30 protein-coding genes and 1 riboswitch are annotated in these 24,274 nt (G+C 43.6%); of the genes, 10 read left to right on the forward strand and 20 right to left on the reverse strand.

The window, feature by feature from the left end; all coding sequences use genetic code 11:
- Positions 1-278: 278 nt before the first annotated feature.
- The 7 genes from OSCI_RS14670 to OSCI_RS31995 all read left to right on the forward strand — a co-directional run bounded on the left by OSCI_RS14670 (position 279) and on the right by OSCI_RS31995 (position 9,297).
- The gene (locus OSCI_RS14670) at positions 279-971 is read left to right on the forward strand and encodes a hypothetical protein (protein WP_007355783.1); all 693 of its coding nucleotides are present in this window, start codon (positions 279-281) and stop codon (positions 969-971) included.
- Between the two features lie 51 nt (positions 972-1,022).
- Positions 1,023-1,166, forward strand: a riboswitch (cobalamin riboswitch).
- Positions 1,167-1,189: 23 nt separating this feature from the next.
- Positions 1,190-3,235 carry a TonB-dependent receptor plug domain-containing protein gene (locus tag OSCI_RS14675; protein ID WP_007355784.1) on the forward strand — a complete coding sequence of 682 codons (2,046 nt, stop codon included), beginning with the start codon at positions 1,190-1,192 and terminating at the stop codon, positions 3,233-3,235.
- Positions 3,236-3,245: 10 nt separating this feature from the next.
- Positions 3,246-4,145: a (2Fe-2S) ferredoxin domain-containing protein gene (locus OSCI_RS14680; RefSeq protein ID WP_007355785.1), complete on the forward strand. Its 900-nt coding sequence runs from the start codon at positions 3,246-3,248 to the stop codon at positions 4,143-4,145.
- Entirely contained in the window at positions 4,142-4,753 is a 612-nt protein-coding gene (locus OSCI_RS14685; protein ID WP_007355786.1) for a hypothetical protein, read from the forward strand. The genes OSCI_RS14680 and OSCI_RS14685 overlap by 4 nt, the downstream gene beginning before the upstream one ends.
- Positions 4,754-5,095: 342 nt before the next feature.
- Complete coding sequence (locus OSCI_RS14690) at positions 5,096-7,960, forward strand: TonB-dependent siderophore receptor (RefSeq protein ID WP_234708755.1); 2,865 nt, start codon at positions 5,096-5,098, stop codon at positions 7,958-7,960.
- Complete coding sequence (locus tag OSCI_RS14695; RefSeq protein WP_007355788.1) at positions 7,957-9,072, forward strand: PepSY-associated TM helix domain-containing protein; 1,116 nt, start codon at positions 7,957-7,959, stop codon at positions 9,070-9,072. The genes OSCI_RS14690 and OSCI_RS14695 overlap by 4 nt, the downstream gene beginning before the upstream one ends.
- A 93-nt stretch (positions 9,073-9,165) precedes the next feature.
- The gene (locus OSCI_RS31995; protein ID WP_267879530.1) at positions 9,166-9,297 is read left to right on the forward strand and encodes a hypothetical protein; all 132 of its coding nucleotides are present in this window, start codon (positions 9,166-9,168) and stop codon (positions 9,295-9,297) included.
- A 207-nt stretch (positions 9,298-9,504) separates the two neighbouring features.
- Here OSCI_RS31995 and OSCI_RS30000 read toward each other — a convergent pair whose 3' ends face one another.
- A complete protein-coding gene (locus OSCI_RS30000; protein ID WP_155523377.1) occupies positions 9,505-9,678 on the reverse strand; it encodes a hypothetical protein in 174 nt (57 codons plus the stop codon).
- 31 nt (positions 9,679-9,709) lie between these two features.
- Here OSCI_RS30000 and hetR point away from each other — a divergent pair, with 31 nt between their 5' ends.
- Positions 9,710-10,612, forward strand: coding sequence for a heterocyst differentiation master regulator HetR (gene hetR, locus OSCI_RS14700; protein WP_026103653.1), 903 nt, complete (start codon positions 9,710-9,712; stop codon positions 10,610-10,612).
- Positions 10,613-10,807: 195 nt separating this feature from the next.
- Here the strand turns inward: hetR and OSCI_RS14705 are convergent, their stop codons facing one another.
- The 13 genes from OSCI_RS14705 to OSCI_RS14765 all read right to left on the reverse strand — a co-directional run bounded on the left by OSCI_RS14705 (position 10,808) and on the right by OSCI_RS14765 (position 18,497).
- Complete coding sequence (locus OSCI_RS14705; protein WP_007355792.1) at positions 10,808-11,470, reverse strand: Na(+)/H(+) antiporter subunit B; 663 nt, start codon at positions 11,468-11,470, stop codon at positions 10,808-10,810.
- The gene (locus tag OSCI_RS14710; RefSeq protein WP_007355793.1) at positions 11,467-12,078 is read right to left on the reverse strand and encodes a DUF4040 domain-containing protein; all 612 of its coding nucleotides are present in this window, start codon (positions 12,076-12,078) and stop codon (positions 11,467-11,469) included. Before OSCI_RS14710 ends, OSCI_RS14705 begins: the two co-directional genes overlap by 4 nt.
- Positions 12,075-12,389, reverse strand: a complete 315-nt coding sequence (locus OSCI_RS14715; protein ID WP_007355794.1) for a monovalent cation/H(+) antiporter subunit G — start codon at positions 12,387-12,389, stop codon at positions 12,075-12,077. The genes OSCI_RS14710 and OSCI_RS14715 overlap by 4 nt, the downstream gene beginning before the upstream one ends.
- Positions 12,386-12,637 (reverse strand): hypothetical protein, encoded by a 252-nt coding sequence (locus tag OSCI_RS14720; protein ID WP_007355795.1) that lies wholly within the window; start codon positions 12,635-12,637, stop codon positions 12,386-12,388. The genes OSCI_RS14715 and OSCI_RS14720 overlap by 4 nt, the downstream gene beginning before the upstream one ends.
- A complete protein-coding gene (locus tag OSCI_RS14725) occupies positions 12,634-13,014 on the reverse strand; it encodes a Na+/H+ antiporter subunit E (RefSeq protein WP_007355797.1) in 381 nt (126 codons plus the stop codon). The genes OSCI_RS14720 and OSCI_RS14725 overlap by 4 nt, the downstream gene beginning before the upstream one ends.
- Positions 13,011-14,438 carry a cation:proton antiporter gene (locus OSCI_RS14730; RefSeq protein WP_007355798.1) on the reverse strand — a complete coding sequence of 476 codons (1,428 nt, stop codon included), beginning with the start codon at positions 14,436-14,438 and terminating at the stop codon, positions 13,011-13,013. Before OSCI_RS14730 ends, OSCI_RS14725 begins: the two co-directional genes overlap by 4 nt.
- 11 nt (positions 14,439-14,449) lie before the next feature.
- Positions 14,450-14,785 carry an NADH-quinone oxidoreductase subunit K gene (locus OSCI_RS14735; RefSeq protein WP_007355799.1) on the reverse strand — a complete coding sequence of 112 codons (336 nt, stop codon included), beginning with the start codon at positions 14,783-14,785 and terminating at the stop codon, positions 14,450-14,452.
- 385 nt (positions 14,786-15,170) lie between these two features.
- Complete coding sequence (locus OSCI_RS14740; protein WP_007355800.1) at positions 15,171-15,824, reverse strand: hypothetical protein; 654 nt, start codon at positions 15,822-15,824, stop codon at positions 15,171-15,173.
- Between the two features lie 31 nt (positions 15,825-15,855).
- Entirely contained in the window at positions 15,856-16,233 is a 378-nt protein-coding gene (locus tag OSCI_RS14745) for a helix-turn-helix domain-containing protein (protein ID WP_007355801.1), read from the reverse strand.
- Positions 16,234-16,247: 14 nt separating this feature from the next.
- The gene (locus OSCI_RS31540; RefSeq protein WP_007355802.1) at positions 16,248-16,424 is read right to left on the reverse strand and encodes a type II toxin-antitoxin system HigB family toxin; all 177 of its coding nucleotides are present in this window, start codon (positions 16,422-16,424) and stop codon (positions 16,248-16,250) included.
- A complete protein-coding gene (locus OSCI_RS14755) occupies positions 16,414-17,337 on the reverse strand; it encodes a uracil-DNA glycosylase family protein (RefSeq protein WP_007355803.1) in 924 nt (307 codons plus the stop codon). Before OSCI_RS14755 ends, OSCI_RS31540 begins: the two co-directional genes overlap by 11 nt.
- Positions 17,334-17,564 (reverse strand): addiction module protein, encoded by a 231-nt coding sequence (locus OSCI_RS14760; RefSeq protein WP_007355804.1) that lies wholly within the window; start codon positions 17,562-17,564, stop codon positions 17,334-17,336. Before OSCI_RS14760 ends, OSCI_RS14755 begins: the two co-directional genes overlap by 4 nt.
- A gap of 129 nt (positions 17,565-17,693) precedes the next feature.
- Positions 17,694-18,497, reverse strand: coding sequence for a GIY-YIG nuclease family protein (locus OSCI_RS14765; RefSeq protein ID WP_007355805.1), 804 nt, complete (start codon positions 18,495-18,497; stop codon positions 17,694-17,696).
- A 233-nt stretch (positions 18,498-18,730) separates the two neighbouring features.
- Here OSCI_RS14765 and OSCI_RS14770 point away from each other — a divergent pair, with 233 nt between their 5' ends.
- Positions 18,731-19,573, forward strand: a complete 843-nt coding sequence (locus OSCI_RS14770; protein ID WP_007355806.1) for a Uma2 family endonuclease — start codon at positions 18,731-18,733, stop codon at positions 19,571-19,573.
- A gap of 51 nt (positions 19,574-19,624) precedes the next feature.
- Here the strand turns inward: OSCI_RS14770 and OSCI_RS14775 are convergent, their stop codons facing one another.
- The 4 genes from OSCI_RS14775 to OSCI_RS14785 are packed head-to-tail and all read right to left on the reverse strand — an operon-like array spanning position 19,625 to position 22,449.
- Positions 19,625-21,322, reverse strand: coding sequence for a DUF262 domain-containing protein (locus OSCI_RS14775; protein ID WP_007355807.1), 1,698 nt, complete (start codon positions 21,320-21,322; stop codon positions 19,625-19,627).
- Positions 21,300-21,428 (reverse strand): hypothetical protein, encoded by a 129-nt coding sequence (locus tag OSCI_RS32000; protein ID WP_267879529.1) that lies wholly within the window; start codon positions 21,426-21,428, stop codon positions 21,300-21,302. The genes OSCI_RS14775 and OSCI_RS32000 overlap by 23 nt, the downstream gene beginning before the upstream one ends.
- Entirely contained in the window at positions 21,425-21,643 is a 219-nt protein-coding gene (locus tag OSCI_RS14780; protein WP_007355808.1) for a hypothetical protein, read from the reverse strand. Before OSCI_RS14780 ends, OSCI_RS32000 begins: the two co-directional genes overlap by 4 nt.
- Entirely contained in the window at positions 21,643-22,449 is an 807-nt protein-coding gene (locus OSCI_RS14785; protein WP_019486972.1) for a TIGR00297 family protein, read from the reverse strand. Before OSCI_RS14785 ends, OSCI_RS14780 begins: the two co-directional genes overlap by 1 nt.
- Before the next feature lie 20 nt (positions 22,450-22,469).
- Between OSCI_RS14785 and OSCI_RS14790 the strand changes: the two genes are divergently transcribed.
- A complete protein-coding gene (locus OSCI_RS14790) occupies positions 22,470-22,901 on the forward strand; it encodes a VOC family protein (RefSeq protein ID WP_007355810.1) in 432 nt (143 codons plus the stop codon).
- On the opposite strand, the gene OSCI_RS14795 is transcribed toward OSCI_RS14790, so the two are convergent.
- Complete coding sequence (locus OSCI_RS14795) at positions 22,831-23,496, reverse strand: esterase/lipase family protein (protein WP_007355811.1); 666 nt, start codon at positions 23,494-23,496, stop codon at positions 22,831-22,833. The genes OSCI_RS14790 and OSCI_RS14795 overlap by 71 nt on opposite strands.
- Positions 23,497-23,570: 74 nt before the next feature.
- Positions 23,571-24,203: an esterase/lipase family protein gene (locus OSCI_RS14800; protein ID WP_007355812.1), complete on the reverse strand. Its 633-nt coding sequence runs from the start codon at positions 24,201-24,203 to the stop codon at positions 23,571-23,573.
- Positions 24,204-24,274 lie beyond the last annotated feature (71 nt).

Raw genomic sequence — 24,274 nt, forward strand, 5'->3', positions numbered from 1 at the left:
AGACAGTCGGCTTTTTAGCCATCCTTATCTTATGTTTAATTAAGTGGATTTACTTAGCAAAGGCTAAGGTAGTTAAAACATTCTAAATTACTGAAACCCGCCGATCTTCATCCCTTCTTCCCTCCTTCTTCCCCTTCTTATCTTCCCCTAGCCCCTAGCCCCTAACCCCTAGTCCCTTCTTCTTCCCCTAGCCCCTAGCCCCTAGCCCCTAGTCCCTTCTTCTTCCCCTAGTCCCTTCTTCTCAATCATGTTCTAAATTTTTACACCAGGAGATATCCATGAAACGATTTCAACTTAATGCAATTCTAGTTGTAGTTGGGGTAGTAACGATCGCTTGCCAACCTCAAATAGATTCACCCGAAGTAAATCAAACTGAGTCTCAACCAGCGTCAATAAAAGCTGCAAGTCCATCTGCAAAGACTACTCAGCCGACCCCTGCAAAAGTTGTAACCCCATCACCTATAGCCACTCAAATTATCTCGATGAATGCCTATAAGGTTCCGTACTTAGGATTTAATGGCGTGTTTCATCTCAACAGAGAACACCAGAATTCGGTCAAAGATCCCCGCAATCCCAAACGTATTGATATCAATAAAATGGAGAAATTCACCTTCTACAAAGATACAGCCGGGAAAAAACCAATCGCACGGAATTGTCAGTATGTTTACATGGGTGCAACTGGCGATGGTAAGTATTACGCCGAGTATAAAATGACTTGGGATTTATTTGAGCTGGTAAAAGATGAAAGTCAAGATCCCGGCTGTAATCGCTTCCAGTATCTCAGTTTTATCCCACCGCATGGTGAATTAAATGGTGAACCAATACATATGCACTTTCGGTATGCCAGTAAGCCATCTAGCTTTGCAACGCTTGTAAATATGACTAAAGATCCAGAAGATGCGGCTAAATTCAATCCTTGGTGGGGGACTTATTGTGGTGGAGGCAAGATGAAATGCGGCACGGGAGAGTGAGCTTATAACCATTTTAAGAGATATATTGGCTTGCAACCCAAACAGTGATATGCTGTGAGGAAATAAATCGGTTCTAGCGAGGAGCAGTCGCTAGAGGTAACGGGGAAAGTTCGGTGTAAATCCGGCGCTGTCCCGCAGCTGTAATGAGACTGATGTCTTTGAGTCAGAATGCCCGCCGATGTTAATTGAACTGTAAATCTATCTGCGAGGTACAGAAGATGGTAAACGCATTTTTTCCACAAGGCGTGGAGATATTTTGCTGGACTTTGACAGGATTTTTCGCCTTTGCAATCGCTTGTACACCAAAAGCCTTCTCCCAAACACCGTCACCCAACGCCAACCAAGAGGAAGAAGAAGAAGAAGAAATTGATATTACCGTTACGGGCGAAATTTTAAATCAACCTGTATACGCACCCTTTCGGCGAGAAGCCCCTCTGGGAGATTCTACCCGCCCAGTTTATGTAATTAACCGCGAACAGATTGAAGCCCAGGGAGCGAGAACAGCCCAGGAAGCCTTAAAATACCTGCCGGGAATTCTGATTGATGGCACGGCTGGCGGGCAGTTAGGTGCTTTGAGCAGTCAGTTTATCCGTGGCTCGAATTCGGCACAAGTTTTGATTTTACTTGATGGTCGCCCTATCAACGATGTGGGCTTTTTCGGTGGGTTTGATTTGTCAGAACTAACTACCGATAACATTGAACGCATTGAGTTACTACCGGGCGGTGGCTCCACACTTTATGGTTCAGACGCAATAGGAGGCGTAATTAACATCATCACTCGTTCTCCATCAAATAAGCCGGAAGTCGCTCTGCGAGCAGCAGCAGGTAGCTTTGGGTTAAATGAGCAGGCAATTCAAACGAGGGGACGCAGTGGCGGAATTGGCTGGACAGTAGGTTACACTCGCACTCAGTCGGAAAATGATTTTCCCTTCGATATCGATCGCATTAACCTGGAGGATCGCCGCGAGAACGCTGATGTTTTGTACAATAATGCCAACTTGAAACTGGAAGGGCAACTCGATAATCGCAACACGCTCACCTTCAGCGCCCTCTATTTGACTAAAGATTTTGGAGTGGCTGGAGGAGTGGCAATTCCAGGTAGCATTGGCGAATTTAACACTCTGACTCCAGAAGCTCGGCAATACACCGAGGAAGTATTATTAGATCTGACTTGGGAATCCAAGTTAGGGGATGGCGACGATTCTCTGCTCACCAGCCGCGTTTACGGGGATTTTCTCAGCTATAACTATAACAATCCCGACCCAAACGGCTCTGGCACTAAAGATGACGTGGATCGCAGGGCGATTGGAGCTCAAGTGCAGCATAACTGGCAAATTGCGAAGAACCAGACGCTCACCTATGGCGTGGATTACCGTAACACGCGATCGCGCAATACCACCTTCAGTTATGGTACTAACAGCACCGAGGTCAACTACGATGGCGACATTAGCCAAGGCGCACTGTTTGCCCGCTATGAAGTAAAATTCACCCCTAGTTTCAGCGTCAACTTGGGGCTGCGGCAAGACTTTAACAGCTTGGTTAATGGCTCATTTACCTCTCCCAGCGTTGGCGCACGGCTGGCTTTGGGAGCGAGTACGACGTTACGAGCCAACTATGCCAGAAGCTTCCGAGCACCGCAAATCTCTAACCTGGAAGGGTTAGCTGCCTTTAATGTAGTGGGAAATCCTGACCTAAAATCAGAGCGGGGAGATAGCTTTGACATTGGCATCGACCAGGCATTAGGGAATATTGGGCTGCTGCGGCTCACCTTTTTTAGTAACACCATTTCCGATCTGATTAACTTTAAGTTTGGCTCTCCCAGCACTTACGAAAACATCGGTCAAGTGAGAACATTGGGCTTAGAAGCAGCTCTGAATGTGCGACTTGCCCGCAATTTCTATGGCTTTGCCAACTATACCCTAAACGACCCGCGTATTGTGCGCGATCGCAACCCCGATATCCAAGACAACCAACTGAGCTTTCGGGATGCCGATAGCCTTAATTTTGGACTGGCCTACGAAACACCCGGAAGACTTTATACGGGTATAGTTGTGCGCCACCTCAGCAGTTACTTCGTCAACAACACCAACACCGAATCCTTGCCGGGATACACCACCGTAGATTTAAAACTCCGCGTGCCATTAGGGGGAACTGTGGTGTTGAATGGCAACCTAGATAATTTATTTAACCAACAATACGAGCAATATCCCGGTTATCCCGCCGTAGGACGCAGCTTTCGACTTGGTATCAGTGCCACATTTTAGGAGATTTATCATGGGTGAATTCTCTCGCTTTGTTACACCGCTTAACCGTTGCATTACCGAACCGCTACTAACGGGCGGACAGATTGAGTACGAAGACTTTCCCTGTACGATTGATGTTACCGGACCTCTGTTGTACGCACTGTTTCAGGAACGCTGGCAAGAAACCCAGATTGGTCATGTGGTGGAGGGCGGTGTGCTGGAACTGGAATTTACCCAACCGCCAAAAATCTGCATCCTCTACGATGGCTATCTTACTGTTGTCACCGAGGCATGGCATCTGCATCTTTGCCTGGAAGAGCATTTGGGCGGTCCTTTGGAAAAAACGCCCCCCAAACTGCGGCAGCAACGGTTAATTCATCGGGCATCGCTGTATCGTCGTTTAAATGAAAAGGGGGAAGCCCGTAGTTGGGGCATTCAGTTTTGGAACGGTGCAGGCGAAAAGATGATGAATCTGTTTTTGCCCAGTCCCTTTGTTGGGGAGGATGAAGACTTGTTACCGGAGGGCAAACCTCAACTGGAAAAGTTGAGTCTTTACCAGGAACTACGCGAGATTTACGTCTTGGGTTCGGGCCCCATCCCATTTGAGAACAACCCGCTCAAACGTCCCTACATCTCAGTGTGCCGTTCAAGTCGCTGTCACCCTTCGCGCAACTGGCAGCCGATTATTGAGGCGTTGCAAACTGCGGTGAAAGAAGCAGGAATGGATGTGTACGTTATGACTTCCGGTTGTTTGGAGGTATGCAAAATGGGGCCTGTGGTTTTCTATTCGGGTGATAGAACCTGGTATACCCGCGTTACACCCGCGATCGCACAACGTATTGTCCACGAACATCTCGGTCAAAACAATAAAGTGATCGACCATCTGTATCCACCTGTTAGCAAATCTACAAGTAAATCAGAGGCATTATGAATTTTGTGCAAAGTTTGACGATTCCTACAAATGAGAATCTATCGGCTCAATGGCGATTGGGTTGTCGATCGCTGTCTCAAGGGATATTCTGGCAAGCGTTACTGATTACTGTTGGTAGCCTCAGCAACCTGACTTACACCTGTACCCTACCCTTTGTTTGTCTGGGTGTCATTGCTGGAACCACGCTGACTCGTCGCCGTGCGATCGTCACGGCTACAACTATCTGGTTTGCCAATCAATTGTGCGGCTATACCTTGCATAACTATCCCCGCACATTTAACTGTTTCGCTTGGGGATTGGTGTTATTGACTGGAACGCTGCTGGTGACGATGCTGGCAAGTTACAAACCTCTGTTTAGTCAAGGCACGATCGCGCAAAACTATCTGCGTATGGGCGGCAGATTGACTGGGGGATTTGTGCTGTTTGAATTGGTGATTTTATTGGCTGGGTTACTTCTGGAAGGGAAGTGTGTCTTAACGCTGCCGATTCTTTGGAGCATCTTTGCTGGGAATGTGGTGTGGTTGAGTGCTTTGGCGATCGCACATGGGTTTTTGGTGTGGGAAAAAATCAGAACGTTGGGCGATCGCGACCTTAGACTTCTCCCATAAACCCGCTCGGAGCAGGTATCTTGCCTGCTATTGAAAGGCTTTGTTGGAGAAGTCTAATCATGTCTTTCATCCAGGCGATCGCGGTAAACTCACTTACCCAATATATATAGTTTATCAGGACTTAGGTAATGATGCTATATATAGCGTCATTACCTAAGTCCTGACAAAGCTTGTACCTATAATAATTTGCAATAAAAAATCTAAAATATTTGCTTGACATGACCATCATAGTCATTTATTTTGGTAAAATTACTGCAAATTATTAGCGATAGTATATGGCTTTTTGACTGGGTTATGGCTGATAGCACGGTAGCTCAACGATTCTCGGTGTGTGGTGTGAAAATGAAACTGTATCTACCTTTGGCGTGCGTTGCACTGCTGAGTATTGGTATTGCGCCAATTATGGCGGCTGAGGTTGTGAAAGAGGAGGTAAATGATGTTGCAATAGCGATTGAGAGCGATTCAGCGGACTTTCCTCAAGAGTTGTCCGCGATCGCAATCGCTCCACAACCAGAAACTCCCATTCAAGAACAGTCTTTAATTAAAAGCAAATTATTATTAACAAAGAGAACAGTCTTTAACGAAGATAGTCAATATAATTCGCAGTTGACGCAAAAGATTGATGAGAATCACCCAGGTGCAGCTAGCCCCACACATCCCGAAATTTCGCTCTCCGATGCCGCAGCAGTCACAGCTACAGAAATACCCAAACTCAACGAAATTGAGCAACATAACACCAATGTTGAAGGATTTTTTCAGCGATCGCAAGCAAGTTTTACCTTTTCTGAAAACGTACAAATCTCTCAATCAGTCATACAAGTTACAGGCGTACAACTAAACCCAACTCCCGCAGGTTTAGAAGTTATTTTAGAAACAGCAGCAGGGCAAGTGTTACGAGCAAATACTAGGACTTCCGGCACAACTTTAATTGCAGAGATTTCTAATGCCCAATTAGCCTTACCGGGAGGTGGAGAATTTAAGGCAGATAATCCCTTTGAAGGGATTACTTCAGTCACCGTGACAAATGTTGATGCTAATAGCATTCGCATCAGCATTACCGGGCAAGAAAGATTGCCAATAGCAGATGTAATTAGAAGCGCAAGTGGTTTAACTTTAAGTGTCACGGCTGATGAAGAAATTAATATCACCGTCACCGCCAGACAAGCAACTCCCTATCGAGTACCCAATGCTTCCTCAGCAACTAGAACCGATACGCCAATTCGAGATATTCCTCAGTCGATTCAAGTAGTTCCTCAAGAAGTCATAGAAGATCAACAAGCTACCAGATTAGAAGAAGTATTACGCAACGTTAGCGGTGTCACATACGGCGGAGATAGTACAGGTCGAGGTGCCACATTTGGTATTCGAGGTTTTAACGAGGCCCCTGTCTTGCGAGATGGGTTCAGACGATACGGCGTGGAGTCTTTTCCAGAACTTGCCAACCTGGATCGCGTTGAAGTTCTGAAAGGGCCAGCTTCAATTTTGTACGGCGAAATTCAACCAGGGGGTTTGATTAACTTAGTATCCAAACAACCGCTATCAGAACCTTTCTACGAAGCTGAACTGCAACTTGGAAGCCGGAGTCTTGTCCAACCTCGTATTGATATTTCCGGCCCTTTAACTTCTGATGGCAGTTTGCTCTACCGCATAAATGGATTGTACCGAACAAGTGAGAGTTTTCGGGGCTTTGAGCAAGACGAGCAGCGGTTATTTATTGCGCCGACGCTTACTTGGAGAATAAGCGATCGCGCCGACTTGACAGTTTCTCTTGAATACACCGAAGATCGGCGGGCGGCTGATAATCAACTGCCCGCTATTGGCAATCGGATTGTTGACGTTCCACGCGATCGCATTGGCAGCGAACCCGACGATCGGATAGGAACTGAAGACTTAAATGTTGGCTACAATTTCGAGTACCGTTTCAGTGAAAACTGGAAGCTAAGAAATGCGTTTCGCTATTCATCCTATGAGTATGATTTCAATGTGGTTGCTCTTCAAATTGGCTTTGATGATGCAACTGCCACCGTTAATCGTTTCTGGGCTTCTCAAGACGGGCAGTATAAGAACTACACTCTCCAAACAAACATCGTGGGTGAGTTTGCTACAGGTTCAGTTAAACACACCCTGATCTTCGGTGCAGATATCGCCTACAGCGATGAAAGATTTTTCTCAGTAGGTGATTTTGCCACACCGCTTACCCTCAATATTTTCGATCCGGTTTACGGGCAATTTCCTAAGCCTGATGAGGATACACTAGCTCCTTTTGGAGGAAATGATGTAGAGAGAAGTCAATATGGTTTCTACGTGCAAGATCAAATTTCAATCTTCGATAATTTAAAGCTACTAGCAGGACTTCGCTATGACACCGCAGAGCAAAAAAACAAAGTGCTTTCGGGTAATTCCAGGTCAGTTGAAAGCGAAAAAAATCAGAATTACCATAATTTTACTCCTCGTTTAGGGATTGTTTATCAACCCATTCCTGAAGTTTATCTTTATGCCAGCTATTCGCGATCTTTTACTCCCGGTTCGGCAACAACATCCGACGGTGCTCTCATCGAACCGGAAACCGGAGAAGGCTACGAATTCGGTGTTAAAGGTGAGTTGTTTGACAGCAGGCTTTTCGCTACTTTGGCATACTTTGATATTAAAAAACAAAATGTTGCTGTCACCGATCCCAATAATCCTTTGTTCTCAGTTGCCTCTGGGGAACAGCGAAGTCGAGGCCTTGAACTCGATATTTCTGGACAAATTTTGCCCGGTTGGAATGTTATTGCTGCTTATGCCTACACTGACGCTGAAGTTACAGCAGATACAAACCCCGATTTGGTGGGCAACACATTATTTAATACTCCCAAACATAGTGCTAGTCTATGGACAACTTATGAAATTCAAAGCGGTGAGTTGCAGGGTTTGGGATTTGGGGTTGGATTCAACTATGTGGGCGAGAGAAAAGGGGATTTGGCTAACAGCTTTGAAGCGGATAGTTATTTTCTAACCAATGCCGCAATTTTTTATCAACGCGATAATTTGCGATTTGCAATCAACATCAAAAACCTGTTCAATATCAACTACATTGAATCTGTGAGAAATAGCAGATCCTCTGGCAATATGCCGGGAACCATTGACAGTAATTGGTTCTTTTACAGTGCAATTTTAACAGCAAATGACGGTTTTTATCTAAATCTAAACAAGGAGTTGCAAGTATGAAAGTTCGCAAACTGATACTAACAATACATGGTTCGATAGGAATTGCAATCGGTCTATTACTGACTGTGATTAGTTTAACGGGTAGCGCTATTGTATTTCACCAGGAACTCGATCGCGCCATTAACCCTTCTTTAATGCGAGTTGTTCCCCAAGGAAATCTAGCATCTCTGGATGAAACGATCGCGCCAGTTCAAGCTGCTTATCCTAACTTCCCTTTACAGTCGATTCGCTTTCCTCAAACGCCGAATGGCAGCTATCAGGTGACAATAAAAACCCCAGATGGGGAAAGCCTAGATACGTTCGTAAATCCTTACACGGCTAAGATTTTAGGATCGAGAAAATGGGAGCGATCGCTGATGGGATTTCTCTATCAGTTGCACTACAAATTAGCCTTTGGTCAAGTGGGAACGGCGATTGTGGGCGCGACTGGTTTGTTATTTGTACTAATCGTAATAACCGGGACAATGTTGTGGACTGGTTGGCGAAAATTGAAAAGCGGTTTTACGGTTCGCACGACTGCACCACTACCGTTATTAAGTTACGATATCCATCAAGTCGGAGGCATTTTATCAAGTACATTTTTACTGATTCTGGCTGTTACAGGTGTCATGCTTTCATACTTCGTCCTGCTATTTGCGCTCAATCAACCTCCGCCAGTTGCGAAAGTTTTACCTCCGGCAAAACAACCCGTAGCTTTAAGCGAATTGTTACGCAAAGCTGATGCCGCTATGCCAGATGGAAAAACGACTTATGTAGTTTTTGACGAACATCAACCTGAAAAAATTACGGTTAGTAAACAACTTCCTCACGAGTTGATTCGGTTTGCGATGAGCAGTGTAGAACTGAATCGATATAGTGGGAAAGTTTTGAATGTCAATCGCGTTGTAGAACCGCCACCAATGTTCAAGTTTATGATTGCGATCGGCACTCTTCATTTCGGTCTTTTTGGTGGAATTTATACTCGTATTTTCTATGTTTTTATCGGTTTAATACCGAGTGTTTTATTAATCACTGGTTTGGTGAATTGGAGACGCAGACGATTGTTGATGGGAAGACGGGAATTAACATCTAAATTGCTGGCTGAGGAAGGTCGATCTAACGATATTTCCTAGTGTAATTTAGGGCGGCGATATTGAACAAACACAGTAATTTTTACCCCGATTAAACTTTGCTTAACAGCAATCAAGTGGATCGGGTATACTTAGATGAGCTCGGAAATATTGGAAGTGCGATCGCGCCAGCGATGTTTGGGACTACTATTTTTGGGTGGCGATCGCCAACTTTGCCCCCTTTACCTGACGCACTCGATCCACGATCGTTACGAGCTCAAGGCTTGAGCTACAGGTCAATGGTCTTGCGGCTGATTTGTAGAACCTGACTGGCATGGCTTTTGTCAGACCTCAGTCAATTCCTCCCAGGCCGATAAAAAATTTTTACCGATGTTATCCTCCAATAGGGATGATTCTTCTATGGTTGGACTATAATAAATTGGTGATACTTAACATAATATGTGGGTAAACCCTGAGTGCATAGGGTGCAACAATCTACTTGAATTCGCCAATAACTCGCACTTCTCGGTGCGATCGCCTCCACGCCAACGCCCCAATAGTCTCAGGGAAAGTAACTGGCGTGAGTAATAGGGTTGCCAAAAGGCGCAAGCAAAAATTGGCATCGCCTAATACGGCGTATTCGCAACAATTAACGGAGGATGATACCATGCCTCCAAGTTTGGCTATTTCGGGGATTGTGATGAGTAATGATTCTTTGGATCTGATCAAGAGCCTCAGCCCTAGCGCAATGGATCAGATCATGCTTTATTTGGCATTCAGTGCCATGAGGACAAGTGGGCACAGGCACGGGGCTTTTCTTGATGCCGCAGCGACTGCGGCTAAGTGTGCCATTTATACAACTTATATCGAACAGGATCAAAACCTGCGAATGACCGGACACTTGCATCACATTGAACCCAAACGGGTGAAGGTGATAGTGGAAGAAGTCCGGGAAGCCCTCACTAAGGGCAAGTTGTTGAAAATGCTTGGTTCCCAAGAGCCTCGCTATTTAATTCAATTTCCTTATGTTTGGTTAGAACAATATCCTTGGCAACCAGGGCGGGCCCGGATTCCGGGCAACAATTTGACTGCTGAGGAAAAGCGATATCTCGAAGGTAAACTTCCGCCGAATTTGCCTGACGCTCAATTGATCAATTCTTTTCAGTTTATGGAGTTGATCGAGTTTCTACATAGGCGATCGCAAGAAGAGTTATCTGTCGATCGGCGAATGCCTTTGAGTGAAGCTCTCGCAGAACACATTAAGCGTCGCCTAATCTATTCGGGAACTGTAACTAGAATTGATTCTCCTTGGGGAATGCCTTTTTATGCTCTAACTCGCTCTTCTTATTCTCCAGCGGAGCAGGAAGAGCGCACTTTCATTATGGTAGAGGATACTGCACGGTACTTTAAGCTGATGCAGGATTGGGCGGAAAAACAACCCAAGGTAATGCGAGTTTTGGAGGAGTTGGATATTCCTCCTGAACGCCTTGACCAAGCTCTTGAGGAGTTGGATGAGGTGATACGCCAGTGGGCGGATCGCTATCATAAAAGAGGTGAGCCGACGATGGTGTTACAGATGGTTTTCGGCCCGAAACAGGAGTAGTTTCTTAATAATTAATCAGGGGTAAAAAGGAGTCAGAAACAATTCTGACTCCTTTTTACGCGAAAACCAGGCTTATATAGCAACCGCCACAACAGTTATGACATTTTCGATCGCCCAAACCATTTCTAGTATTGCATTTGCCTCCTGCCTCCTGCCTCCTGCCTCCTGCCTCTTCTTCCCCTTCTTCCCCATCTATCATAACAACCCCCGATAACGAATAAAAATTAACACCACTGCCCACGATCCCAAGGCAACTTTTACCGCTACTAAAATATTCAGCAAAGGAATCATCCCACCACTAACTAAAGCTCCTAATTCTCCATGAGGTAACTCTATCCCCGACAAAGTTACCGCCGACAACACGACAAAAATCAACACCGAAATCTTCTCCCATGTAGCCGCGTGCCATCGTTCGTAAATCCGCTGCATCCACTCCGACGATGAAGTAATTGCCACCAAACCAATCGCAGTTCCTCCGGCCACTCCCGCCGCAAAACCACCCCCCGGACTTAAATGGCCCCGAAGTGACAATTCAATAGCTACTAAAGCCGAAATAGTCGCTCCTAGACGCGCTAAAACAATAGAAGGTTGATCTGTAAATTGATAAATTGTACAGGATGGTCTTTCATTAGCCAAGAGAAAATTAGCTCCCATAATCGCGATCGTAAATACCACTACTTCAAAAATCGTGTCATAAAGCCGATTTCGGAAAATGATCGCTGATACTGCATTGGGAATGCCACTATCTTTGACAATTAATTCTACTATCGAAGTCGCTGAGAAATCTGAGACAGGATTGGCAAAAAGCAGCATTTTAATGTAAAGTGCGATTCCAGCTACAATGTAAACCCATTTCATTGACGATCCTCCCCTGAATCCAAGGCAATTTTATAAATTAGACTGGTGTTTGTCGCGGAAACTTCAGCTTGCACGATCTCATAGATACGTTCGATTCTAGTGACAGTTTGATAAGTCATTTTTCTGGGTTCGCCTTCTGCCTCTGGATCTGCCAATTTCATACAAGTTGCATGAACTTCCTTATCTCTCAGAGCCCGGTGTAAAGCCTGTGTATTCGTGTAGGGTACTACCTCCAGACGGAGATAATATTTGCTAAAAATCCTGCGAAAATCATCGAGCAATGGAGTAAGATCGTCATCAACTTTCTCTACTTGTTCTACGTTTAAAACATCGCCTTCAGCCTCGACTTTCTCCTCTTTTAAAACCCCCAAACGCATTACCAGCGACGATCTCACTGCCACCACATAAAGCGTTACTGCTAGCAGCGTACCCATTAATGCTTCTGTCAAAGCCACATCCGCAGCCCCAAACACTGAATATACTAATGCTGCTATTGCCCCTAATATGCCACGAATTACTAAGGCGTGATAGGGATTCACTTGAACTACTAGCATACAAGCAGCCAAGGGCAAAAGTGCGGTTAAGACATAAATATAACTATCATTCATAATGTCTCCGGTGGCAACTCTGTCTGAGTTTGAGTTTGATTTTTTTCCTCATCACTAGAACAGTATGCTAATACATAGCCTAGCATTGTATTCCAAATTGCTAAGGAAATAATTGCTAAAATTAGCAGCGGCCATTCACTGGGTATTTTCAGCAGCAACCCGACAACGATTAGGATTGAACCCAAGGTATCTGCAACCGAAAGAGTATGTAACTTAAATAATACCGATCGTTTGCCCAGTAGGTGAGAAGTTCCCCAAAACCAGAAGAAAATTCCTACGCCAATTAATAGATAACTCAATATATTAATCATAGGTCATTCATCCGTTTGAGTATGTGTGCCAGCAACATTAATCCTGCATTTCCTACGGTGAGGATAATGGCTGCTACTACGCCGATCATCCAATCATCGCGCAAGACAGATATGAACAGAATCATAATCCCTGCTTTTGAGGAAATACTGCTAAAGGCTAACATCTTTTGCCAAATATTCTCATTTTTCCAGGCCGAATACATAGGTATGAGCATCGCGATAATCATGGCAATTACGATCGAGTTCATGGCTGTTTACCCGGCGAAATTCTGTGGACTTCGTAGTAGCCTTCTTGGTTGTATCTGACAACAATTGTTTTGGGAGTAAAGGTAATCAGAAATACATCTAGAAATATTAGCAGTGGCGAACGTTTGAGTTTTGCCCTTTCCATAATGATATCTTCTCTATTATGGGGACGGATGATGATTTCAAAGGCCTCAAGATATGCTAAGGGAATCGCGATTAAGATTTTGCCCAGCATCTTTAACCAATCTTGCAATCTTACTGAGGATTTATAGCTACGGGGGAGAAGAAATGCAATGAGTAAACCAATGATGATATTTTCTACACTCAGATCGGAAGTGAGCAAAAACCAGATTGTTAATCTTATTAAATACCCAATCATGATAAGGCCATCCAAAAGAGTACGATCAAACTTAGAGTCATCACACCGATCAGATGATCGAATTGCTCAAGTACGCGGGGCAGAGTGATTGCTAACTTTTTAATAATTAAAGCATAAATCAGCCACCCTATACCGATAATTGCCAGTGATTTGATGATGTTATCAATGGTATAAGCCTGGAAATAGGCTACACTTGCGATAATTAGCCCACTGCTTAAAAGTATGACTGCTGGCCAAAAACCGGGTTTGACTTCCTGTTTTTCTCCACGCGCTAGAAAGATGAATTTGCTGAAGGCTATCGCTGTACCTACGGCGGCAATATTCATCGCGATCGCCTGCCAAGGTGCTAAACTTTTTAAGGTCAAGACTTTTGAGCTATATCCTACCAACAAAGGAAAGCCGGAAATCGAGAGACTGCCGATAACTAGGAGAATCCAAATTTTAGGATCTATCCCCTTATGTTCCAATTCTTTAAAGTTACGACTTGGTAAGGAACCGGCAACTAAAAAGAGATGTGATTTAACTAAACCATGAGATAGGGCATAAAAGCCACCGACTTCTGGTGCTGCGAGAATAAAGCCTAACTGGGCAATTGTGCTAAATGCTAGCATCCGTTTTGTATCTTTTTCAAAGATGGCATAAGATACTCCCATTAAAGCTGTTGCTACGCCAAAAATCCTGACGATAGTATTAATTTCATCTGCAATAAAAGCACAGCGCAACAGGGGTAAAATGCTAGCTTTGACGACAATCCCTGATAGTAATGCTGAGACTGGGGTTTCTGATTCTGAGTGAGTTAGTGGTAGCCATAATCCTGAGACAAACACCCCACCTTTAATCAATAATCCTAGAAAAATTAAAGCTAAAGCTTCCGGGGGCGCACCTTTTAAACCATCAAAAGCAAAGGAATGATGGGTTTGATAGACTAAGACTGCGCCCACCAGATAAAATAGCATGGCAGTGTTGCTGATAAATAAATAGCGCAAAGCTACCCAAATCGAGCGATCGGTGCGAGGATAGGCAATTAATAGAAAAGCGGCAATTCCACTGACCTCTAAGGCGACATATAAACTAATAAAATCTGCACAGACAAAGGGCGCATTAATACTGCCATGCAGAACGATCGTTTGGGCGTAAAAGAAAGCAGTTTTACCACTGTGCCAACAGTATAAAATCACCGCAGCAGTTACGATGGCATTTGTGAGAATAAAGTAGCCACTTAAGCGATCTGCGACTAATTTAACGCCGAAATTATCTAGTAAGTTCAGTGTTAAAGGGGAGTCTCCGAGTAATAACTGTAAGGCATAGCCAGCAGAAACAACGGTGATAGCTAAAGCCAGGTATTTGTCAAATTTGGGAAGTAAATAAATGACAAACCCGATAAAAAATGGTAGTGTGAGGCAAGCGATCGTAATCGTATTCATTACTGGGTTATTTAGGGTGTATTGTTTTTCTCTATCTCGTTGGTTTCTAAGGTAGGATTATCCCGTGCCAATTTCATTACACCTACTAGCATCAGGGCTTGAATCGAAAAGCCGATGACGATTGCTGTTAAGATCACACCTTGGGGAACTGGATCGGCGTAAGCTCTATTTTTAACTTCTCCAATAATTGGCGTGAAAAAACCATCTCGCGATGCAATTAGCACGTAGTAGGCTATTACCCCAGTGCTCATCACGTCCATAGAGATGATTTTCATTACGAGGTTATTTTTAAAGATGATACCAAAAAATCCGCACAAGATTGTGGCAAATACGAAGGCTTCTAACACGAAACTTCTTGTTGTGTAAGGTTTGGTTATAATGATACATTATTTGGGTACTATAGTAACCGCCAAGGCGGTTAGGGGCTAGGGGCTAGGGGCTAGGGGCTAGGGTAAGAAGGGGAAGAAGGGGAAGAAGGGGAAGAAGGGAAAGAATAGGAAGAAGGGAATAGAATCAGCGAGTTTGGTGGAACTCAAAACGTCCTAACCGCCTTGGCGGTTGCTATAACAAGACAAAAATTAAAAATTAAAAATTGTGCATAATGTTAATAGGACTTACACAGGTCGTCTCAGAAACCGGATTTTTTAGAGAATCTGTGGGTTCGGGCGAAGTATTTTCGTCAAAAAACCTGGTTTCTTGGGTGAGGTGTTTAAGTCCTGTTAAACTAAATCATTAATTCCATTCTACTTGAACAGGTTTGATTTCCTGTTCGTTGTATGCGGTGACGTAGGCCTTTACATTCCCGTTTGACCAGCTTATGCCTTGGACGTGATACTTGTATTTATCTCCGTATTTTGAACGGGCTAAGTCCACTGCTTTAGCGCCCGCAGCGCCACCTAGCGTGAAGCGCATTATGCCAGTAATTAATAGTATCACGGCTACCCCAAGGATGAATGCAGACTTGGGAGTTGAGGCAGAATGACCAGATTGAAGGCTTGCGGAAACTACAGGTGCAGCACGCAGTTGTATGTAGATCCAGGAGAGGAGAGCGATCGCTATAATTTTAACTAGAAATGACATAGCAAGACCGATTGGATCGAGGCGAAATTCAATTGCCCAGAGTTCTGCTGGCTTCAAAAAGGGAAGTAGTATTAATAGGTTGCCGATGAAGTTAGCAATCCCGAAGGCGGCGATCCAAGTGACTATGGAAACGGCACGCAGGCTACCTCTGATGAGAGATACACCGGCTACTATAGCTAAGATGCTGAAGGTGGCTGAATAATTCCGAGCCTGTGATATTGAGTAGATTGTATACGCGATATCGAGTATGCCAATCGCGATCAGTGCAATTCCTACTCGTTTTAAAATGATGCGATAGTTGTACATTTGTTTTAAAAAGAGCGCAGCGATCGAATTGTTACGCGGGGATTTTTACCGACTGATATGGTTGAATGAGAATTTCAGCGGGAATCCCTAGTTCTTGATTCAACTTCCGAATCATATCTAATGTTAATTGATGTTTCCGAGATAAAACCTCAGACACCGTAGCTTGACTACCGAGACATGACTCTAAATCGCGATGAGAGTATCCGCGAGTTTCCATGTAATAATAAATCGCTTCGATGGGAGCGGGAATTGCGATCGGAATGTGTTTTTTCTCGTAGGCTTCTACTAAAGTGCTGAGAACATCTAATCGATCGTATTCAGGAGTGTTTGAGGCTGCATTAAATAGTAACTCTATTTCTCTAATAGCTTCCTGATAGTCGGTTTCATTTCTAATTGGGCGCAATTCCATATATTTACCTCTGTTTAGACTATTTCTGCATCTACTTTGTCATACTCGGCATGAGTGCCAATAAATCGAATGAAAATAATACTAAGATCGTAGCGAATAGCCACAATTAGCCGATAGCTGTTGCCTTTGATATTGAAAACTACGCGGTTGTTGGCAATGATGCTAGCATTACGATGTGCATCACTCACCATTTTTCCACGTATGCAAAGATGCGCGTAACTTTTCAAGCTCATCATCCTTAAAGCACTTGGAAAAAGAACGATAGCTGTGGGCATTTGGATGTGGAAGGAAAGCAAAAAATCTTTCACTGCTCCCTATCTTTATTGCCTCAGACACTGAGATTTTTTCAGGGATATTGAATTGACCTTGAATTGCTTTCCTTGCACGTTTTCCCAGCACCACAATTACTTTTGCCCCGGCCAGTTCTAAAGTCCTCAACAAATAGGCTTCAACACATTTATTTTGCGCTCGTTTTACTCCAATTTCCTTATGGGATTTACAATGGACTATTTCAGTAAGCGCATAATCAATTCCTGGAAGCACATCCCGTTCAAATAACTCCATAGCACGTTGCCGGACTGCTGCCCAGAACTTAACAGCATGGCTATATGTCCCATCCATTAGTAAGGATTTCGTACCATTGACGATCCATTCCTTGCGTCCCCCTCCAAAACGATAACTGAAGTAATCTTCAATATCATTGTCTGACCAAGACCAATTTGGGTAGTTTTCACCAGCGCCAATTGATGGATTTGAACTCAGAAAAAGAATAGGAGCTTTCTCTATATGTCCACTCCAAGGCTCAGGTACTTGAAAATCGTCTAAATTGAGCGACTTTTGATAATTAACAATTTCGCTACATGGATGTTCAGCAGCAGGATTTTCTCGACAGAACCGTGCATGGGGGCAATGAGCAATTTCATGTAGCAGAGTTTTCTCAGACATTTTAAATGTTGGATTGCTGAATGTTTCAATTATTTGCGGCTTTTCCAATACCCAGGCTCTCGACTGCAATGCGTTACTGCAAGAATCAAAATGTACTACATAGTATTGGACAGCTTCAGCATATTCGGCAAGTGCTTCAGGATGAAATACATACTTCATGGGTCAAGCAACAGCCTCACTTGAGCTAAGGCATCATCTCCCGGAATTGCTTGGACAGCACCGCTTCGGATCTCGTTACGTCGTCTATGAGCCTCAGTTGTCCAAGCGGCCTGAATCATTGGGTCGATATCGAATTCTAAACTTTCTGCGAGTTTTTCTGCCAAAAGTGCTCTTGATGCACTAGGCAGAGATAAAAGCTCTTCTGTCAGTTGTTCAATTGACCGCATAGCTTGTTGCCAAATCCTTAATTACGATCGTAATGTAACAGATTTTAGACCAATAGAAGGTAATTGCTCCAGGGTGGATGTGGTTTGCGATCGCGTTTCACTTGTCGGGAAAAAATGTAACGTTCCTAATTAATTGGCTAAAGATGTAATGTCATCATCAGAAATACCTAGCTCGACGGGTTCGACCTCGTAACCTTCTATACTTGGTATTCTAGTATTTTCTAAGATCAACTCGTTATAGCCTGAATTGGTTACTTCTGGCTCATCTATACAACTCTGAGTGTCAAGCAATATATTATAGCCAACCTCATATTTATAGGATTTAATAACTAAACTATGTACAATACCGGGCTGATTACGCCATAAAACTCGTGTACCGAGAGGATAGTAAACTATATTATGTAGTGGTGGAACCTGCTCTATAAAATTCTTGTTCTCTAAAATTTCAATTAGCTCTTCTAGCTTTTCGGGTGGCAACTCAAACCACTCGCCTTCTACTCTATACTTTGCAAAAGCTTCATGTAAACACTTTTCAAATCTAGGTGCATCTTTAAAAAAAGAAGAGCAAACAAATAAATGTTTAACTGGATCACCTGTTTGCAGTTCCCGCATCCTTTTTGCCACGTCCTTAGCAATGCCTATTTTGTAATATTCATTCGACTTTAGAACATAAATAAATCTGTCCGAATTATTTACTTTCTCATTGGTTTGAGTATAAAAGGGTAAATGTTGCCAAAACCAGGACTCTCCCTTCTCATCTGGAGGAATTTGGGCAAAGTATTCACCTACAACTTTCGCACATTTTCGCCAATGTGCACAGACTACTGTACTAGGATATACGCCTCTGGCAAACCAACCACCTGTTCCTTTGATCCAATAAGTCCCTTGATTATTCTGAATCGGTTTTCCACAGTGGTAGCAAATAGGTTCCAATTACTTACTCCTTTGTTCCTGGCTTAAGTTTCAAGTTACATTTTAGTGCTTTTTAGCGAACCTAACAACAATCTGTCGATACTTGTATCCTATAAACAAGCTTACTGCTATGTCCCACTGGGAACTCCGCAGTCGAGCTTATAATTGTGTCGCAGATAAGGTGTAATACATCATATAATAACCACAAAGTACCGCAAGTTTCTCATGTATGTCAACCCCTTCTTATAGCTGACATGACCCAAAGCATCAACCCTACAACATTACCCCCAGCCTTTCCCGATCGCACGCAACTACCTGACTCCGACGGCACTTTTGTACACAACTTCCAAGAACATCCCCAGAGTATCCTACTCACCGACTCCCTGGAAACTACACTGCAAACCCTCCACCCCGACGGACAATTTGCGATCGGGCAAGATTGTGGCATTTACTGGCGCGAAACCGAGCCTCCAGAACGCGGAGCCGAAGCCCCTGACTGGTTCTACATTCCCAACGTTCCGCCCCTAATAGATGGCGAAATTCGCCGCTCTTATGTGTTGTGGCGCGAGTATATTGTGCCATTAATTGCCATCGAATTTGCGAGTGGAAATGGGGCTGAAGAAAGAGATAATACTCCTTTATCTCGCTTACCAGAAGGTGTTAACCAGAAACCCGGAAAGTTTTGGGTATACGAGCAGATTATTCGCATTCCTTACTATGCAATTTACATCATTAAAACGAGTGAATTGGAAGTCTATAACTGGGTGAATACTCGCTATCGCCGTTTGCAACCAAACGATCGCGGACATTACCCGATCGACCTGATGGGAGTAGAGTTAGGAGTGTGGGAAGGTAGCTATCAAAATCAGCATCAACGATGGTTACGTTGGTGGGATAGTGAGGGGAATTTGTTGCTAACTGGTAGCGAACAATCTAAACTCGAACGCCTCAATACTGAACAGGAACGCCAACGTGCCGATCGCGCGGAGCAAACTCAACGGGATGCTATTCCGCAACTATTGGCAATGGGTTTAACTGTAGAGCAAGTAGCTCAAGCGCTGTCGCTGTCGGTGGAAGATGTGCAGAGATTGGGGTAAAGAGAAAAGGGGGTAAAGTGTGATCGCACTGGGATCGCCTTGTTATGCCATTTAGCAATTATCCATAATGAAGCGGATAATTTTGTCTTTCCTGTGTTGTATGATTTCCTTGCTCCATACCCCATTCTCGCGGACTAAACTCTGAATTTCTCTTTGCTGTTCATTGTGCGTATAAGTTGCCAATTTTTCGGCAAACTGAATATTTCCCACCGCGCAATTATGTGACTTGGATAACAATAGATAGTTGCCTAAGCAATTAAGGTATTGATTTCTAAGCTCCTCATCGTAATCTTCATAACCATGTGGTTTTATCTCAGGTTCAGTTGTTGGAGCGATATGTTCTAGTTCTGGACTGATGATTCTGTCAAATCGAGTAGGGGAATAACCGTTTTTACCTTGTTGCTCTAAATGAATCTCATATTTCCAGAGCAGATATTTTGCAACTAAATGATGTATTCCCCTTTGGAGCGATTCTTTGAGCTTTTCATTATTCCAATAACCCCACCACCATTCCGATGTTGTTTTCATCCCTTCTATGCGTTCTATTATCGGGCGAATATCTTTGTTGCTTTCGGTGAAATTCTCAAATACATCCTTGATTCTTGATGTTATATCAGCGCGAGTTCCGATCGAACGGTGACGAAGCAACAAATTCTCCAACGACGAACATAGCGCTCCTATATCATTGATAGGCAGATCGTATTTATATGCCTTGATGATAAACGGAAGTGCAATGGCGATACCTCCAAGTTTTATCAGTGTTATCAAGGAATGTATGGCAAAGTTCTCGCGTTCATGTTTGCCAAAAAAACTGGATAGATGCTCAAAACTTCTCGAAAGTGATGTTGTAAAGGATTTGATAAAATCAATTGAAGTTTCTTTTGATAGATTTTTGTTTATTTTATCAAGAGCATTGATTTCCCCAAGTGAATTAAAATAGACTTTTAAGGTATAAAGTAAAACATCGTCTTCATTGATGTTGTATTCAATTGAAGAGATTGATTTATAGATTTTCTCAAAACGATTCTTGATTTCTTCTATCAGCGCATTTCGATCGTCATTGCCATACAGATGCACGTTGTACATAAATTTAGCTTTGACAATTTCCAGATTAGAAGGTTGCTTCCCTCTATCATTCTGGAATATAAACATCTGAATAGCTTCAGATTCGCTTTTAACTGGATGAGTGGTGCAAGTGGATTCGCTAATTATAGAGAGCATTTTTCTCAGATATTCTTCAGGTTTGCTCGATAGTTGTTGCTTGAAGAAATCAAATGCTCTAACAATACGGCGTGCGGATTCGGTATCGAGGGCATTACGATCGAGTTTCGTTTGTTCGATTACATAGTCGATGAATAACTGATTGTCGTAATCCACAGTAGAAAAACGTATGGCACTGCGCCGTTTAACCATGTCTTCATAGCAAGTTTCTTCATCTTCGCTTAGATTTCCGATCGCTTTCAGCTTGGCAAAAAGAGCCGATAAAAATATCACAATGGTTGTCAGCCGTTGTTGCCCGTCTATCACATAAAATTCTTGATTTTTTCCTTCAAAAAGGAAGTGACCAAAATAATACGGGCTATCAGCATTGCTTTTACTGTATTCTTCCAAGTCTGACAGAAAGACATCAATCTGAGTAGTCCTGTCTGTCTTTCCATCGGGGGTATCCCATGAGTACGCACGCTGATAGGATGGTACAACTATTTTGTTACCAGCCATCATTTTTCTAATCGTTGTTGATGCTTCCATAATTCAAACCACCTTCAGTATGAACTACTATTATCTTTTGTTCCTGAACCTGTTCTGGTAGCTCAGCAAACAATTTACGAAATTGAGTAGTTGTACGAGATTTCACAATGTTTCTGGATCTAAATCTTGGGTTTGGCCTGCACGGTGTTCAGCCATCGCCTCGGCTGCAAGCTTAGCCAACAGATTTGGCGATCGCGCAAACGACTCCTCCCAACGACGATCATCTTCAAGTTCTTCTAATATTATCGTTGCGATCGCATCTTGCTCATTAGAAGACAAACTTTTCAATCGAGCGATCGCACGCTCCAGAAACTCAGTCATCACCAAATATAACTCCAGGCTAAAGCTAATAACACCGCAACGATCGCGCCGATCGCAGTATTGAAAATATTAACCACTTCATTCGTTAACCAGTCAAACTTAGATTGCAACGTCGCACCAATTACACTCTCTATATTAGTCGCAACAAAAGCAGCAACTACACAAAATATTAATCCTGTCAAATCAATCAAACCAACGGCCCAGCCCAGAAGTGCGATCGCCACTGAAGCCACAATTCCCGCCAATGTACCCTCTAAACTTACCGCCCCTTCTGTCCCTCTGGGTACGGGTTGCAGCGTAGTAATCAGAAAAGTCCGCTTACCGTAAGCTTTACCGATTTCACTAGCGCAGGTGTCGGAAAGCTTAGTGCTAAAACTAGCCACGTAGCCTAACATTAATAGCGCAATAACCCCCTTAAAATCCCCTGCGTAAGAGGGGGGCAAAATACCCACGATAAACACGCCCAAGGCGCAAAAAGCAGCGATCAGAGCAGAACCCCAGACATTCTCCGGCCCTCTAGCGCCGGAACGCTTTTCTGCAATACCTTCGGCCTCTTTTTGGGCTAAGCCAACGCGGGTAACGGCCGATCCGAGTAGAAAATAAAACATTACCACCACATATCCTTGCCAACCCAAACAGCCCCAGATGAGTACGCCCAACAGCCAAGCGTGAAATAACCCTGCGGGAGTGAGTAACTTTTTGGGCGAGAGGTTAGCGATCGCGAGTAAAACTGTATTTAGTGCGATCGCTACCACCCAAGGATTGAATAACAATGAATAATTAAAGAGGAATTCAGAGTTCTGCATTTTGACGAATCCACCTAATTATGAACCAAGTTATCTTTCATCTTGCCTTCCCCGTTACCGATATTGCCCAGACAAAAGCCTTTTACAGGGATGGCTTGGGCTGCGAAATCGGTCGCGAAAGCCCTAATTCATTAATTTTAAGTCTTTGCGGTCATCAAATCGTCGCCCACATCAGTCACGAACCGCTAACGCCCCAACGCGGTATCTACCCCAGACACTTTGGGCTGGTTTTTACCTCTGAGGCCGATTGGGAAGCATTATTAGAGCGATCGCAACAAAAGGGATTACAATTCTATCAAGAAGCTAAAAGGCGATTTGTGGGTTTACCTACAGAACATCGCACTTTCTTTTTAATAGATCCCTTTCACAACATACTAGAGTTTAAATATTACCGCGAAACTGAGGCGATTTTTGGTCATAGCGAATATGCCCAGGTTGGGGATGCGGTTTAATTGGTGCTGCCAATGCTTCAGCAACCGCCTCTAAACTCTTGCTGTGTCTGACCATATTGCCATGAGCAAAAATCGGTAATTTTAACTCTTTACCCACTGGTATTTGCGAGCTAGTAGCTGGAACAATGATGAAATCCCAATCAGTCCAGATTGAGGTAAAATTTATCTGTTCTAGCATAGAGATATCTCGATTTAAGTCTTCAATAAAAGCACTTTTGGGGCGCATCTGTACGCAGCCTTTTCCCCAAAGACTATAGGCCATCCAAGTGCCGTTATGAGGGGCAGAGATAGCGATAAACCTCTGTACTCGGTTAATTCCACCTAATCGCTGTACATAATAGCGGCTGACTAAACCACCCATGCTTAAGCCAACTAGATCGAATTTCTGTTCTAAGCCAAAGGTTCGATCTGCATAATCTGCTACTCTGCCCGCTAATTCATCAAGCCCGACATTGCCGTAATTAGGAGTGAGATTTAAGCTATATACCTGCCAACCTAAGTTGGTTAAATAAGCAGACATTCTCCGAAAAACCTTTGAGTTTACGAAGAGTCCGTGAATTAGTAACACTGGGTTGCGGTCGCGATCGCTGTTCATTTTTCAATTAATTAATAGGTAAACCTATATAACAAACGATTAACAGTTAACAGTTAACAATTAACGATTAACAGTTAACCATTAACATTTTTTTGAATATTTAACTCCTTAACTGGTGCTTCTAGTTCTTGAACTATTGCTTGTAAGACTTTGGGATCGCTCTTCATCAAAGAGTGCAGCAAAACGTTGTATTTAATCTCTTTACCTATAGGCATCTGGGAACTTTGAGCGGGGATAATCATGCCATCAAAAGGAGTCCAGATTGATGTAAAATTGATATCTTGCAGCATAGCAGCATCATAATTCAAATCCCGCAAAAAACTACTAGCCGGACGCATTTGCACGTACCCAGGTAGCCCGCGAGAGTAAGCAGTTTGGGTTCCGTAGTGAGGGGAAGAAATGGTGATAAAGCGTTGTACGCGCTCAATTCCACCTAACCGTTGCACGTAGTAGCGGCTGACTATGCCGCCCATGCTGAAACCGATTAAATCTAAAGGCTGTTTTGGCTTAAAGCTGGTATTAATGAATTCTGCGAGTTGCTGGGCGAGGAATTCAAGGCCGAGGCTGCCGTCGTTGGGGATTAAATCGAGGCTGTAGACTTGCCAACCCCGCTGGCTCAAGTATACTGTCATCGCGTTAAAAATGGCGCTTGTGTCCCAGATGCCGTGAATGAGTACGACTGGGTTGCGATCGCTTAAACTATCCATCTTGTTTTTATCATTGTTTCCTCATTCAAGCTTATACCTTCGCCAGAGTCGTTCGCAGACACTGTGGGACA

Origin of the sequence: Kamptonema sp. PCC 6506 (assembly GCF_000180455.1) — a bacterium.
GTDB classification, from domain to species: domain Bacteria; phylum Cyanobacteriota; class Cyanobacteriia; order Cyanobacteriales; family Microcoleaceae; genus Kamptonema; species Kamptonema formosum.

Excerpts from the sequence above, each read along its gene's own strand:
- OSCI_RS14670 (WP_007355783.1), top strand. The coding sequence starts at position 279 with ATGAAACGATTTCAACTTAATGCAATTCTAGTTGTAGTTGGGGTAGTA.
- OSCI_RS14675 (WP_007355784.1), top strand. The coding sequence starts at position 1,190 with ATGGTAAACGCATTTTTTCCACAAGGCGTGGAGATATTTTGCTGGACT.
- OSCI_RS14680 (WP_007355785.1), top strand. The coding sequence starts at position 3,246 with ATGGGTGAATTCTCTCGCTTTGTTACACCGCTTAACCGTTGCATTACC.
- OSCI_RS14685 (WP_007355786.1), top strand. The coding sequence starts at position 4,142 with ATGAATTTTGTGCAAAGTTTGACGATTCCTACAAATGAGAATCTATCG.
- OSCI_RS14690 (WP_234708755.1), top strand. The coding sequence starts at position 5,096 with ATGAAACTGTATCTACCTTTGGCGTGCGTTGCACTGCTGAGTATTGGT.
- OSCI_RS14695 (WP_007355788.1), top strand. The coding sequence starts at position 7,957 with ATGAAAGTTCGCAAACTGATACTAACAATACATGGTTCGATAGGAATT.
- OSCI_RS31995 (WP_267879530.1), top strand. The coding sequence starts at position 9,166 with ATGAGCTCGGAAATATTGGAAGTGCGATCGCGCCAGCGATGTTTGGGA.
- OSCI_RS30000 (WP_155523377.1), bottom strand. The coding sequence starts at position 9,678 with ATGGTATCATCCTCCGTTAATTGTTGCGAATACGCCGTATTAGGCGAT.
- hetR (WP_026103653.1), top strand. The coding sequence starts at position 9,710 with ATGAGTAATGATTCTTTGGATCTGATCAAGAGCCTCAGCCCTAGCGCA.
- OSCI_RS14705 (WP_007355792.1), bottom strand. The coding sequence starts at position 11,470 with ATGAAATGGGTTTACATTGTAGCTGGAATCGCACTTTACATTAAAATG.
- OSCI_RS14710 (WP_007355793.1), bottom strand. The coding sequence starts at position 12,078 with ATGAATGATAGTTATATTTATGTCTTAACCGCACTTTTGCCCTTGGCT.
- OSCI_RS14715 (WP_007355794.1), bottom strand. The coding sequence starts at position 12,389 with ATGATTAATATATTGAGTTATCTATTAATTGGCGTAGGAATTTTCTTC.
- OSCI_RS14720 (WP_007355795.1), bottom strand. The coding sequence starts at position 12,637 with ATGAACTCGATCGTAATTGCCATGATTATCGCGATGCTCATACCTATG.
- OSCI_RS14725 (WP_007355797.1), bottom strand. The coding sequence starts at position 13,014 with ATGATTGGGTATTTAATAAGATTAACAATCTGGTTTTTGCTCACTTCC.
- OSCI_RS14730 (WP_007355798.1), bottom strand. The coding sequence starts at position 14,438 with ATGAATACGATTACGATCGCTTGCCTCACACTACCATTTTTTATCGGG.
- OSCI_RS14740 (WP_007355800.1), bottom strand. The coding sequence starts at position 15,824 with ATGTACAACTATCGCATCATTTTAAAACGAGTAGGAATTGCACTGATC.
- OSCI_RS14745 (WP_007355801.1), bottom strand. The coding sequence starts at position 16,233 with ATGGAATTGCGCCCAATTAGAAATGAAACCGACTATCAGGAAGCTATT.
- OSCI_RS31540 (WP_007355802.1), bottom strand. The coding sequence starts at position 16,424 with ATGGTGAGTGATGCACATCGTAATGCTAGCATCATTGCCAACAACCGC.
- OSCI_RS14755 (WP_007355803.1), bottom strand. The coding sequence starts at position 17,337 with ATGAAGTATGTATTTCATCCTGAAGCACTTGCCGAATATGCTGAAGCT.
- OSCI_RS14760 (WP_007355804.1), bottom strand. The coding sequence starts at position 17,564 with ATGCGGTCAATTGAACAACTGACAGAAGAGCTTTTATCTCTGCCTAGT.
- OSCI_RS14770 (WP_007355806.1), top strand. The coding sequence starts at position 18,731 with ATGACCCAAAGCATCAACCCTACAACATTACCCCCAGCCTTTCCCGAT.
- OSCI_RS14775 (WP_007355807.1), bottom strand. The coding sequence starts at position 21,322 with ATGGAAGCATCAACAACGATTAGAAAAATGATGGCTGGTAACAAAATA.
- OSCI_RS14780 (WP_007355808.1), bottom strand. The coding sequence starts at position 21,643 with ATGACTGAGTTTCTGGAGCGTGCGATCGCTCGATTGAAAAGTTTGTCT.
- OSCI_RS14785 (WP_019486972.1), bottom strand. The coding sequence starts at position 22,449 with ATGCAGAACTCTGAATTCCTCTTTAATTATTCATTGTTATTCAATCCT.
- OSCI_RS14790 (WP_007355810.1), top strand. The coding sequence starts at position 22,470 with ATGAACCAAGTTATCTTTCATCTTGCCTTCCCCGTTACCGATATTGCC.
- OSCI_RS14795 (WP_007355811.1), bottom strand. The coding sequence starts at position 23,496 with ATGAACAGCGATCGCGACCGCAACCCAGTGTTACTAATTCACGGACTC.
- OSCI_RS14800 (WP_007355812.1), bottom strand. The coding sequence starts at position 24,203 with ATGGATAGTTTAAGCGATCGCAACCCAGTCGTACTCATTCACGGCATC.